We start from the raw sequence: 13,587 nt of genomic DNA on the forward strand, positions 1-13,587 counted from the left end.
TGTGCCTCCCTAAAACGTTTTCTCTATTGTATCATTGATTGGTTGACTTGCGAAAACAAACACTTTTTTTCGGTAAAAGGGCTAAGCATTCGAAAATTCACGACCTGTGATTCGTATTTATGCCAGATTTTTGCTATAATTTATTTAATACGAAAAGGGGGAAGTTTTCATTTGACAGAATCTGCAATCAGTAAAAGTGTAGCCTTGATGAATCCAGCATTAGCCGTACAACTATTTGGTACTGAGGACCGTAATCTTTCTTTGATTGAACAAGCTTTTGAGGTGCAAATATTTGCCAGAGATGAGCAAATTGAAGTAACCGGACAAGAAGCGAATGTTGCCCAAGCGATTGATTTACTGACAGAATTACAAGTTATTCTGCAATCAGGTATCACAATCGGTGACCGTGATGTGGTTACTGCGATTAAAATGGCAAAGAATGGGACTATTAAACACTTTGTAAGTTTATATGAAGAGGAAATTGGCCGGACCTTTGAAGGGAAAGCTATTCGAACAAAAACTGTAGGTCAACGTCAATATTTACACGCTGTCAATAAACATGCCATTACTTTTGGGATTGGACCAGCTGGTACCGGGAAAACTTTCTTAGCAGTGATGATGGCCGTTCAGGCTTTAAAACAAGGACGGGTAAAACGGATTGTCCTTACGCGTCCAGCAGTTGAAGCAGGGGAAAGCTTAGGTTTCCTACCTGGTGACTTGAAAGAGAAGGTAGATCCGTACTTACGACCAATATATGATGCCCTATATACTATTTATGGCCGGGAGCATACTGAACGCTTACTGGAACGTGGCGTGATTGAAGTGGCACCACTTGCTTATATGCGTGGTCGGACTTTGGAAGACGCTTTCGTCATTCTTGATGAAGCACAAAATACAACGGTTGCCCAAATGAAGATGTTCTTAACACGTCTTGGTTTCGGGTCTAAGATGATTGTCAATGGAGACAAGACACAAATTGATTTACCTAGAGGTGCTAAATCCGGGTTAATCGATGCGGAAAGACACTTGCAGGGGATTAAAGATATCGACTTTGTGCACTTTACAGCGACTGATGTTGTTCGTCACCCGGTGGTGTCAGCAATCATCAATGCCTATGCCAATGAAGATAAGGGTAATTAACGATAGACAAGGCAAAAAGAAAAAAGGTGAAAAAGTGTTAGATTTAATTTTTGAAGATAAGACGAATGGGCTTTCTAGTAAAGATAAAGAGATGTTGCATGAATTGTTGGATTTTGCAGCAGATTATTTGAAACTTACTGGAGAAATTGACTTATCTTTGACCATCGTGAACGATGCAGAAATTCATGAAATCAATAAAACTTATCGCAACATTGACCGTCCAACTGACGTGATTTCTTTTGCGATTGAAGATTTAGGTGAAGATGAATTAGCAGTTATGGGCTTGCCAGAGGATATGCCACGTGAATTGGGCGATCTTTTTATCTCGATTGATAAAACACGCGAACAAGCAGCTGATTATGGCCATTCTTTTGAACGTGAACTAGGCTTTTTAGCTGTCCATGGATTCTTGCATTTGAATGGTTACGACCATTTGAATGAAGCAGATGAAAAGGAAATGTTTGGCCTACAGAAAGAGATTTTAGATGCTTATGGACTTAAAAGAGCGTAAACAAGTACCAAAACCACCAAAAGTGGATAAGAACCATAATTTTTTTGAATCAATGGGGTATGCCTTAAGTGGGATAAAATTTGCCTTTATCCATGAACAAAACATTCGTTACCAAATTTTGGGGTTGATTTTAGTCATGTCGGCCGCTTGGTTTTTTGCTTTGTCCATTGAAAAGTGGTTAATTTTAATTTTAACCTGTGCTATTGTGATCTGTATGGAGATTACCAATACCATTGCTGAGTGGATTATTGATTTAGTGACCGACAACCAATACCATCCCATTGCAAAAAATGTGAAGGATGTAGCGGCTGGTGGCGTACTGATTTCATCTACAATGGCTGTAATTGTTGGCTTGCTAATTTTTGTACCTGAGATTTTACTTTTTTTCAAATTAACATAAAAATAAGGGAGACTATTCTTGAATATAGAAGATTTTAATATAAATGATTTTGACAACATTGAGGATTTAGAAAAATTACTAGAGGATGACGGAGACCAAGCTGAAGATGACTTTGATGGTTATAAGTCAGGATTTGTAGCCATCGTTGGCCGTCCTAATGTTGGGAAATCAACCTTTTTAAACCGCGTTGTGGGGCAAAAAGTAGCCATTATGTCTGACAAGGCGCAAACGACGCGTAACAAAATCCAAGCGGTTTATACAACAGATGAGGCGCAAATTGTTTTCATTGACACACCAGGTATTCATAAACCTCATAATGAGTTGGGCGAATTTATGAATAAATCTGCCTACCAATCACTTGAAGAAGTAGATGCTATCTTAATGTTGGTGAATGCGGAAGAACCTATTGGTCCGGGTGACAAATTTGTCTTTGAAAAGATTAAAAACTACAAGACTCGTAAGTTCTTGGGTGTCAATAAAATTGATAAGGTATCCCCTGAAGCCTTAGCGGACTTTATGCAAACTATTCCAAGCCCAGAATCTTTTGACGGGATTATCCCACTATCTGCTTTAAACGGCAATAATGTGGAGACCTTGATCGATACCCTAGTTGGTTTATTGCCGACTGGACCACAATACTATCCATCTGAATTTATCACAGACCATCCAGAATACTTTGTGGTTTCTGAATTAATCCGTGAACAAATTTTATTAAATACGTATGAAGAAATCCCACATTCAGTTGCTGTTCAAGTAGACTCCATGCAAAAAGATGAACTGGACCGCGTGCATGTGTATGCAACCATTATCGTCGACCAAAAGAGTCAAAAGGGGATTATCATTGGTAAGGGCGGTAAGATGATCAAGAAAATTGGTGTTGAAGCCCGCAAGGAAATCGAAAATTTGCTTGGGTCTAAAATCTATTTAGAACTTTGGGTGAAAATCATCAAAAACTGGCGTAACAACAAGGCTAACCTAGGTGACCTTGGCTACAACCATAAAAACTATAAGGGTTAATAAACGCATCGCTAACAAAATGGCATCATATTGACATGCAAAACGAAAGGGGACGAGACCATGCGAAAAGACCATTACGCGCGTTTCGATGGGATTGTCCTTTTTACGCGGAAATACAAGGAAAAAGACCTGCTAATTAAAATATTCACCAAGGAATTTGGTAAGCGGATGTTCTTCATTAAGAATATTCAACGGCAGAATAATGGTTTAAGGGAAATTGCCTTTCCCTATATGCGAGCCTCTTTTGTGGGAACCATCAACGATAAAGGTTTTTCCTTTCTTAATGATACGGACGATGTTCTATTTCCAAAGGCAACGATCTCAAATATACAAGCCAATGCCTATGCAGCCTACATGACAGGGTTGACCGATGCCGCCTTTGAAGACTTCATTGAAGAAGACAAGGTGTTTAACCTGCTCTGGCAAGGTCTAGGCAAAATAGAAGCCGGTGTCGATCCGTCAGTCGTGGCCAATATATTTGAAATTCAGTTGCTGCCGAAATTCGGGGTGGGCCCTAACTTTAGGTCATGTGCTATTTGTGGCCGTGATCAAGGCCGTTTTGACTATTCCATGCAATATGCTGGCGTTTTATGCGAACAACATTTTCACATGGATGATAGGCGTCTCCATTGGTCACCACGGGCAAGTCATTTTATTCGACTGTTTAGTCAAATACCATATGACAAACTAGGTCAAGTGGACTTACAGGCGACAACAAAAACTGAAATTCGGCAAGCCTTGGATGATCTTTACGAAGAGTATGTAGGGATCCACTTAAAAAGTAAGCATTTTATCAGCCAGATGGAAACTTTCGTCAATCCGCTTGACGACAAAAGAGAAAAAAAGTATGATAATAGCTGAATAAAAGAAGTGCAGTGAAAATACTAAGTAAGAAGATGTAGATTCCAAAGCGAAGCCGGATAGTGGGAGCGGCTGGATTGAAACCTTGTGAAGGCATATTGGAGCACTTAACAATAAAGCGCTGATGGATTTTATCCGTTAGAAGTAGGGTGGAACCGCGAGATAATCGTCCCTATGTGTTTGTTTTTTTCAAATACATAGGGGTTTTTTTGTGTCTTCTGATGTATTTGACCACTATCATAATAGAATAAAAAATGAGGAAGTGAACATCTTGGCAACGAATCAAAAAACATTTCAAGATATAATTTTAACTTTACAAAACTACTGGGCTGAACAAGGTTGTTTAGTTTTAAATGCTTATGACACAGAAAAAGGTGCGGGTACCATGTCACCTTATACTTTCTTGCGTGCAATTGGTCCTGAACCATGGAACGCTTGTTACGTAGAACCATCTCGTCGTCCAGCAGATGGTCGTTACGGTGAGAACCCTAACCGTTTATACCAACATCACCAATTCCAAGTGGTGATGAAACCAAACCCAGATAACATTCAAGAATTATACATCGAAAGCTTGAAACAATTAGGAATTGACCCATTAAAACATGATATTCGTTTTGTAGAAGACAACTGGGAAAACCCATCACTTGGCTGTGCCGGTTTAGGTTGGGAAGTTTGGTTAGATGGGATGGAAGTCACTCAATTTACTTATTTCCAACAAGTTGGTGGTTTAGAATGTAAACCTGTTACATCGGAATTAACATATGGTTTAGAACGTTTAGCTTCTTACATCCAAGAAGTAGATTCAGTTTACGATATTGAATGGGTTGAAGGCGTTAAATACGGTGAAATTTTTGGTCAAGCAGAATACGAGCATTCAGTTTACTCATTCGAAGAATCGGATGTAGATATGTTATTCTCTGCCTTCAATAAGTATGAAGCTGAAGCCTTGAAACAAATCGACAACGAATTAGTCCACCCAGCTTATGACTACATTTTGAAATGTTCACATGCATTTAACTTACTAGATGCTCGTGGTGTGATTTCTGTTACTGACCGTGCAGCTTACCTTGCTCGTATCCGTAACATGGCCCGCCGTGTAGCTAAAATGTTTGTGAAGAAACGTGCTGACTTGGGTTACCCATTGTTAGACCGTGAAACAGCAGAAGCGTTATTGAAGGAGGAAAAATAATGAGCCAACATACATTTTTATTTGAAATTGGTTTGGAAGAAGTACCTGCTCAATACGTACGTAATGCCGTGAACCAATTAAAATCACTAGTAGAAAACTTTTTATCAGACAACCGTTTAACTTTTGACAATGTCGAAACATTTGCGACACCTCGCCGTTTGACTGTACGTGTTAATGGTTTAGCCGACAAGCAAACAGACTTTTCTGAAGTAGCTAAGGGACCTGCTAAACGTATTGCCCAAGATGAAGAGGGTAATTGGACCAAAGCTGCCCAAGGTTTCGCTCGCGGTAAAGGTGCCTCTGTTGAGGATATTTACTTTGAAGAAGTTAAAGGTGAAGAGTATGTTTTCATTAATATTTCGGAACCAGGTAGCCAAGCGGCCGACATTTTACAAGATGTGGTTTCAGTTATCGACCAAATGTCATTCCCTGTTTCAATGCACTGGGCGTCTTATGACGTTAAATACATCCGTCCAATCCACTGGATGGTTGCCTTATTAGATGACCAAGTCTTACCGTTAACATTCTTGAATCTAACAGCTTCAAATATCTCTCGCGGACACCGTTACCTAGGTTCTCAAGAGGTTGTGATTGCGGACGCTAATGCTTATGAAGCAGCCTTGGCAGATGAATTTGTTATTGTAAACCAAGACGAACGAAAAGCATTAATCGAACAACAAATCGAACAATTAGCGAGTGAAAACAAATATCAAATCGATATCGATGCTGACTTACTTGAAGAAGTTACCCAAATTGTTGAATACCCAACTGCCTTTATCGGCAACTTCGACGACAAATACTTAGCGTTACCGGATGAAGTATTGATCACTTCAATGAAGAACCACCAACGTTACTTCTATGTTAAAGACCAAGCAGACAAATTGTTGCCATTATTCTTAGCTGTTCGTAACGGTAACGCTGAACACTTAGACAATGTCCGTAAGGGTAATCAAAAAGTCCTGACTGCACGTTTGGAAGATGGTTTCTTCTTCGTCAATGAAGATAAAACCAAAACAATTCAAGACTTCCAAGACCGTTTAGCTAAGGTAACTTTCCATGCTGAAATTGGTTCCTTACAGGAAAAAATGGCCCGTACTGGTCAAATCGCCAAATATCTAGCCGAAAAATGGTCTGGTCAGTTAGCTGACGTCCAAACCGGAGACATCACTCGTACCGGTGAAATCTACAAGTTCGATTTAATGACCGGTATTGTGGATGAATTCTCAGAATTACAAGGGATTATGGGTGAAAAATATGCCTTAGCCTTTGGTGAAGCACCTGCAGTTGCTACTGCTATTCGCGAACACTACATGCCAATTTCTGCTGAAGGTGAATTACCTGCTAGCCAATTGGGTAAATTGTTTGCTGTGTCAGATAAACTAGATTCAGTGATTTCATTCTTTAATATTGACCGAATTCCTTCTGGTTCAAACGATCCGTTTGCTTTACGTCGACAAACATCAGGAATTGTGCGTATTCTAATCGAAAATGAGTTAACTTTTGACTGGAAAACTGATATCATTAGTATCTTGCAGACTGTTTATGGAATTGAAGACCAAGAGCGCCTAGTTGAATTACAAACAGCTTTAAGCCAATTTGTAAATGATCGCTTGAAAGCTATCTTAAGTGACCAAGAAATTCGTTATGATATTGCGGATGCTGTTTTGCAAAGCCGTTCAGCGGATATCTTAAGAAAACTAGCGGCAAGTAAAGTCTTACAAGCAGCTAGTGAAAAAGCGTCATTTAAAGAAACGCTTGAAGCATGGAACCGTATTTTGAACTTGGGTGCGAAAGCCCGTGAATTAAATGTCCAAGATGTTACAATAGAAGAAAGTCGTTTTGAATCTGATTCAGAAGCTGCATTATTCAATGCCGCCAAAGGCTTAGAGATGACAAATGACATGCAGGACAACTATAATCAACTTGAGGCTTTAACACCAGTTATCACTGAATTCTTTGATAACAACATGGTATTTGCTGAAGATCAAACAGTACAAAACAACCGGTTAGCCATCTTAAGCATGATTGCGCAAGCCATTTTAACGCTTGCTGATACAAGCCGTATTAACACGAAATAAAAGCAAAAATAAAAGAAATTGAAAGGAGGGGTAACATATGTCAACATTTTTTGATTATGCCAAGATCTGGGTAAAAGCAGGTAAGGGTGGCGACGGTATGGTTGCCTTTTTACGAGAAAAATATCGTCCAGACGGAGGTCCAGCTGGAGGAGATGGCGGTCGCGGAGGCGACATCATCTTCAAAGTTGACGAAGGGTTAAGAACCTTGATGGATTTCCGTTACAACCGACACTTTAAGGCGAAACCAGGTGAAAATGGGATGCCAAAAGGTATGTACGGTCGTGGTGCAGAGGATATGTATGTCGCTGTACCCCCTGGAACTGTTGTCAAAAACTTTGACACTGGTCAAATTATTGGTGATTTAGTGGAGAACGGTGAAGAGCTCATCGTTGCACATGGTGGTCGTGGTGGCCGTGGGAACATGAAATTTGCGACCCACAACAACCCGGCACCAGAAATCGCTGAAAATGGTGAACCAGGTGATGAAATTACCCTACAACTAGAATTGAAATTGATCGCGGATGCTGGATTAGTCGGTTTCCCATCAGTTGGTAAATCAACCTTACTATCTGTTGTTACAGCGGCAACACCTAAAATTGGTGATTACCACTTTACAACAATTACACCGAACTTGGGTGTGGTAAATACCCGTTCACATGAATCTTTTGTATTAGCCGATTTACCAGGGTTAATCGAAGGGGCTGCTGACGGTATTGGTTTAGGGTTCCAATTCTTACGCCACGTTGAGCGTACTAAGGTGATTTTACATGTAATTGATATGGGTGGTTCTGAAAACCGCGACCCATTTGACGACTATGTAGCTATCAACAAAGAATTAGATAATTATGATGATAATTTGATGTCTAGACCAACGATTATCGTAGCCAATAAAATGGACATTCCTGAAGCAGAATTATATATTGAAGAATTCAAGGAAAAACTTGCAAGTTATTTTGCAGAGAACTATCCAGACTTAGAATTGCCAGAAATTTTCCCAATTTCAGCTTATACTAGAGAAGGCTTAGATCCTTTAATGGACCATACGGCTGAATTGATCCGTTTAGAAGAAGAGCGCATTGCTGAAGAAGGTAAACAAGCGTCTACTGAAACAGTGGTTTATGAAATTCCTGAAGACGAAGAGCCACCATTCTATGTAGGCCGTGAATCTGATGGTACCTTCTACCTATACGGTGACAAGATTGAGAAAACATTCAAGATGGCGAACTTGGAATATGATGAGTCGGCATTACGATTTGCTCGTCAGTTGAAGAATATGGGTGTTGATAAAGCCTTGGCTGCACGTGGTGCGAAACAAGGGGATATTATCCGTATTTTAGATTACGAGTTTGAATTCCAAGAATAGTAGGTGCGACAAAAGTCGTTTAGAATTGACGGGCCGGATCAAAAGCCGAACAATTACTATAAAAGTAATTGGCGTATTTTGGGAAGCAGCGGATAATTCTGACTTTGGGCGCCTGATATCATGAGGATTGTTGGTGGGAGGGTGACACTTCAGTCTCAAACCCATCGAAAGACGAGCGCACATTGAACAGGGAGACTTGGATTTAATGTGCGCTCTTGATTTTTTACGAATATATATAATAGAAATGAGCGAAAAAAAGTGGAGATAACTTTTTTGGGAACAGGTGCTGGCGTTCCGAGTAGAAGTCGTAATGTGACAAGCATCATGTTAAAATTATTAGACGAAAGTAATGAAATGTGGATGTTTGATTGTGGGGAAGCAACGCAACATCAAATTATGAAAACCACATTGAAACCGCGTAAAGTTACTAAAATTTTTATCACGCATTTACACGGAGATCACATTTTTGGCTTGCCAGGATTCTTATCTTCAAGAAGCCATCAAGGCGGGGAAGCTCCGGTGACCATTTATGGACCTAAAGGGATTAAAGCTTATATTGATAACTTTCTTAAAGTTACCCGTACGACCTTAGGATATGATCTAATCATTCAGGAGTTAGCCGATGAAGGAATGGTCTTTCAAAATGACCAATACCAGGTCATCTATAAGACTTTAGACCACGCCGTTCAGTCTTATGGCTTTAGAGTCATTGAGGCAGACCAAGTAGGGGAGTTGTTGATTGATAAGGCTAGGGAAGCGGGCGTACCAAATGGGCCTTTACTAGGTCAATTAAAACAAGGTAAGTCCATTACTTTAGAAGACGGTACCCAGTTAGATGGTCGTGACTTTATTGGACCTGACAAAAAGGGCCATATTGTAACCGTCCTAGGTGATACCCGTTATAACCCAAATGCGGTAGCTCTTGCTAAAGATGCGGACTTTTTAGTGCATGAAGCGACCTTTGCTGCTGGCGAGGAACGAATGGCACGTAATTACTACCATTCAACCGCTAAACAAGCTGGTCAGGTGGCTAAGGAAGCCAATGTCAAGAAATTATTACTAACCCATATCTCAGCTAGATATGTAGGAAAAGCCTCACAACAACTGGAGGCAGATGCCAAAAAAGTGTTTGTCAATAGCCAAATTGTAAAAGATTTTGATTCAATCAGTCTCGGATAAGTAGCCACATTTATAGGAGTGATGAAAATGTCTCAAACATACACAGTCATTACAGGTGCATCTTCTGGAATCGGTCAAGCTTTTGCTTATAAAATGGCCAGCGAAGGTAGAAATATCATCATCAACGGTCGGAATAAAAAGCGGTTGGACGAAACAAAGAAACAGGCCAAAGAATTAGGTGCTGGACAAGTTTTAGCTTATACAGCCGACTTAGTGACTGGTGATGAAGCCGAGAAATTCGCCCAATATTGCTTTGACAAAGGACAAATCGAAAATTTTGTCCATTGTTTAGGCTTCGGTGATTTTTCAACAATTAGTGACCAAGCTTATACGCAAATCGCAAAACTGACCCATACAAATTTATTATTAACCATGTTTCTTTCAAAACGCTTTGCTGCTGGGATGTTACACCAAGATACGAAAGCCAATAACATCACCTTAATTGCGTCAGTTGCTGGCTTAATTCAAACGCCTAAATCAGCTGTCTACGCAGCCAGTAAAGCGGGCGTTCATGCCTTTGCTAACGGCTTAAGACAAGATTTATGGTCAACCAAGATTAAAGTGACTTGTATCTTGCCTGGTCCAGTTGACACTGCCTTCTTTGATATCGCGGATAAAGATGGGTCATACTTTAAAAATGTCCAATCTTTTGCCACCACACCAGAGATTGTTGCTGACAAAATGGCAACCGCGATTGAACGTGGCCAGTTTGAGGTAGTCGTGCCATTTTACTACGACATTATGAACCGTCTAATGAGATTGGCGCCAAGCCTAGCCTATCGCTTGATTCATATGAGCTATGAAAAAGGCCAATTTAGAGACTAATTTTCTACGAAACTTAGAAATGAGGACAAATTTTGTTGCAATCAGTTTATGAATGGATAGAACCTGAATACTTAGGCAATGCAGATGATACAGCTGCAGCCTTTATCCAGCAGCTAGCTGAAGACCTATCCTTACCAAAGATGGTCGTACAGGTCATTTATGATAAGGGCTACCAAACACCTGAAGCGATTCAAGCTTTTATCGCTAAAGAACCCGTATTTCATGATCCATTCTTATTAAAAGATATGGAAAAGGCCGTTTCAAGACTACAACAAGCGGTTGAAGATTATGAAGAGATTTTAATCTACGGGGATTATGACGCAGATGGGATCACTTCAACGACTATTTTGTATGAAACCCTAGAAATGCTTGGGGCCAATGTATCCTTCTACTTACCTAACCGGTTTGAAGATGGGTACGGACCAAACAAGGATGTCTATGCTTATTACATCAAGAAAGGGACCCAACTAATCCTGACTTGTGATAATGGGGTAGCAGGACACGAAGCCGTAGCTTACGCCAAAGACCAAGATGTTGACGTGATTATCACGGACCACCATGAAATTGGAGACAGCTTGCCGGATGCCTATGCCATCGTCCATCCACGCCACCCAGAAGGCCAATATCCTTTTGGTGATTTAGCAGGTGCTGGAGTCGCCTTGAAATTGGCTACAGCCTTACTTGGTGAAACGCCAAGTGATTTACTGGATGTTGCCGCTATTGGCACTGTTGCTGACTTGGTATCATTAACTGACGAAAACCGAGTTATTGTGGCATCTGGTTTAGACCAAATGAAGCATACCGAGCGGTTAGGCTTACAGATGTTCCTTGAAAAAGAAAGCATCCAGCCAGACCAAATCGATGAGCAAACGATTGGTTTTATTCTGGGACCAAGATTAAATGCTTTAGGTCGTTTAGGCGATCCAAACCCTGGTGTGCGGTTCTTAACCTCTTTTGATGACCAAGAAGTTGGTGAACTGGTTGAGTTACTGGACTCAGAAAATAACGCCCGTAAAGCCATCGTTGATGAGATGGTGACTGAAGCGGAAGCTTTAGTTGACGGCGAAAGTCAATTACCGCAAATGATTATCTTGGGCCAAGAAGGTTGGCATGAAGGAGTCCTTGGAATTGTAGCCAGCCGTTTGGTTGAAAAATACCACCGACCAACCATTCTACTAAGTAAGAATACTGAAAATGGCAGCTATAAAGGCTCTGGCCGTTCGATAGAAGGGATTGACCTTTTCCAAGTATTACAAGCCGGTAAAGACTATGCGGACAAATTTGGTGGTCATGAAATGGCCGCCGGGATGACTGTAGCTATTGACCAGTTTGAAGCTTGGAAAACAGCCTTATTAGATCGTATGGCTGAATTTTCAGCGGTATATACTCAGCAAACACCGCTGAAAATTGATGGGATAATCGGGATTGCAGACATCACTCTTGAAAATATCAAAGCCCTTGACCCAATTAAACCCTTTGGTACCGATAATCGACACCCCTTGTTTTTAATAAAGGACGTCCAATTATCACAAATCCAATTGATTGGGAAGGACAAGAATACTTTAAAACTGACAGTAGCAGATGCAGATGTCAAAACAAGTATGATTGCTTTTAAATCTGGTGCCTTAGCCAAACAATTAGTAGCGAACGAACCAATCGATGTGGTGGTTACCTTGTCCATCAACGCATGGAACGGAAACCAATCACCGCAAGCTCAAATCAAGGATATTCGCCAGTCTAGTAAAAGTATTTTTGACTTGCGAAATATGCGTGAGCGTGATCAAATCATGTCAATTGAAAATGCCACTTATGTCTTTGAAAATGCGCCGTTTTTCAAGGCTTATAAAGACGAAATCCCTTTCACAAGTGAAGCCATCATGACCAGTGAGATTGATCAAATACTTGAAAAAGGATCAGCATTTGCTAGTAAGAATAGCTTAGTTATTTTTGATATTCCAAAGGACTTATCAGCAATTAAAAACCTGATAAACCAGGCGGCAATTGATAATATTTATATCTATGCTTATTCTGCGGTCAATGCCTACATGGTTGGAAAGCCAACCCGGCAAGAATTCGGCCAATTATATAAATACTTACAAGGCCACGGAACAGTTCCACTGGCGGGTAAGGAACAGGCATTGGCAGACTTCTTCAAAATTTCTAAAGTGAAACTTGATTTAATGGTGAAAGTCTTAGAAGAAGCGGAATTGGTTAAATGGCATAATACAGATTTAGTGACCTTACCGGTAAATGAAAAGGTAGACTTATTGGCTACTCAAACCATGGCCGATTGGGAAACCCAAATCAATAATGAACGACTCTTACGGTATAATGATGTTACGATGATTAAAAATTATTTCTATTCAGGAGGAAAATAATGGATTTTAAACAATATGTTGCAGACGTACAGGACTTCCCAGAGAAAGATATTTTATTTAGAGATATCACGCCTTTGATGGGGAATGGCCCAGCCTTCCACGAAGCAATTAATGAAATCGTGGAATTTGCACGTGAGAAAGATGTAGATGTGGTTGTTGGACCAGAAGCCCGCGGATTTATCGTTGGTTGTCCAGTTGCTTATGCATTAAATATTGGCTTCGTTCCCGCACGTAAAAAAGGTAAATTGCCTCGTGAAATCGAGTCAATCGATTACGGTTTGGAGTACGGTCAATCAACCCTACAAATCCATAAAGATGCGATTAAACCAGGCGATAAAGTCTTAATTGCAGATGACTTATTGGCAACTGGTGGTACCATCGAAGCTTGTGTATCATTAATTAAAAAATTAGGTGGCGAAGTTGTCGGTGCAGCCTTCTTAGTAGAATTAGATGAATTCAAAGCCAGAGAAAAAATCGCTGGTACTGACGTATTCTCATTGATGCACTACTAGTATGAAGTAGTAAAATAACAGAAAACATGACCAAATCCCTATAGGGCGAAATTTGGTCATGTTTTTTTGCATAAATAATGGTTCTTTTACAAATAGTGTTGGTAAATAATTTTAAAGCACACGAATACGTTTTT

12 protein-coding genes are annotated in these 13,587 nt (G+C 40.3%); all 12 read left to right on the forward strand.

Going from position 1 to position 13,587, the window contains the following annotated elements; all coding sequences use genetic code 11:
• The first annotated feature begins 171 nt into the window (after positions 1–171).
• The 12 genes from AC973_RS05125 (at position 172) to AC973_RS05180 (ending at position 13,453) form a co-directional block, all read left to right on the forward strand.
• Positions 172–1,140: a PhoH family protein gene (locus tag AC973_RS05125; RefSeq protein ID WP_048728122.1), complete on the forward strand. Its 969-nt coding sequence runs from the start codon at positions 172–174 to the stop codon at positions 1,138–1,140.
• Entirely contained in the window at positions 1,121–1,651 is a 531-nt protein-coding gene (gene ybeY, locus AC973_RS05130) for an rRNA maturation RNase YbeY (RefSeq protein WP_048728125.1), read from the forward strand. Before AC973_RS05125 ends, ybeY begins: the two co-directional genes overlap by 20 nt.
• Positions 1,632–2,051, forward strand: coding sequence for a diacylglycerol kinase family protein (locus AC973_RS05135; protein WP_225968935.1), 420 nt, complete (start codon positions 1,632–1,634; stop codon positions 2,049–2,051). Before ybeY ends, AC973_RS05135 begins: the two co-directional genes overlap by 20 nt.
• Before the next feature lie 18 nt (positions 2,052–2,069).
• A complete protein-coding gene (gene era / locus AC973_RS05140) occupies positions 2,070–3,068 on the forward strand; it encodes a GTPase Era (protein WP_016897385.1) in 999 nt (332 codons plus the stop codon).
• A gap of 60 nt (positions 3,069–3,128) precedes the next feature.
• Complete coding sequence (gene recO / locus AC973_RS05145; RefSeq protein ID WP_026466015.1) at positions 3,129–3,929, forward strand: DNA repair protein RecO; 801 nt, start codon at positions 3,129–3,131, stop codon at positions 3,927–3,929.
• Between the two features lie 262 nt (positions 3,930–4,191).
• The gene (glyQ, locus tag AC973_RS05150) at positions 4,192–5,118 is read left to right on the forward strand and encodes a glycine--tRNA ligase subunit alpha (protein WP_026466016.1); all 927 of its coding nucleotides are present in this window, start codon (positions 4,192–4,194) and stop codon (positions 5,116–5,118) included.
• Entirely contained in the window at positions 5,118–7,196 is a 2,079-nt protein-coding gene (gene glyS, locus AC973_RS05155; RefSeq protein ID WP_048728130.1) for a glycine--tRNA ligase subunit beta, read from the forward strand. The genes glyQ and glyS overlap by 1 nt, the downstream gene beginning before the upstream one ends.
• A 37-nt stretch (positions 7,197–7,233) precedes the next feature.
• Positions 7,234–8,559, forward strand: coding sequence for a GTPase ObgE (gene obgE / locus AC973_RS05160; protein ID WP_048728132.1), 1,326 nt, complete (start codon positions 7,234–7,236; stop codon positions 8,557–8,559).
• Positions 8,560–8,817: 258 nt separating this feature from the next.
• Positions 8,818–9,738: a ribonuclease Z gene (gene rnz / locus AC973_RS05165; protein WP_048728135.1), complete on the forward strand. Its 921-nt coding sequence runs from the start codon at positions 8,818–8,820 to the stop codon at positions 9,736–9,738.
• Positions 9,739–9,765: 27 nt separating this feature from the next.
• On the forward strand, positions 9,766–10,563 hold the full coding sequence (locus AC973_RS05170; RefSeq protein WP_048728138.1) for an SDR family NAD(P)-dependent oxidoreductase: 798 nt from the start codon (positions 9,766–9,768) through the stop codon (positions 10,561–10,563).
• Between the two features lie 32 nt (positions 10,564–10,595).
• Positions 10,596–12,941: a single-stranded-DNA-specific exonuclease RecJ gene (gene recJ, locus AC973_RS05175; RefSeq protein WP_048728141.1), complete on the forward strand. Its 2,346-nt coding sequence runs from the start codon at positions 10,596–10,598 to the stop codon at positions 12,939–12,941.
• Entirely contained in the window at positions 12,941–13,453 is a 513-nt protein-coding gene (locus AC973_RS05180) for an adenine phosphoribosyltransferase (RefSeq protein WP_048728144.1), read from the forward strand. The genes recJ and AC973_RS05180 overlap by 1 nt, the downstream gene beginning before the upstream one ends.
• Positions 13,454–13,587: the final 134 nt, after the last annotated feature.

The organism is Carnobacterium sp. 1290_CSPC (assembly GCF_001053265.1).
GTDB classification, from domain to species: domain Bacteria; phylum Bacillota; class Bacilli; order Lactobacillales; family Aerococcaceae; genus Aerococcus; species Aerococcus urinaeequi.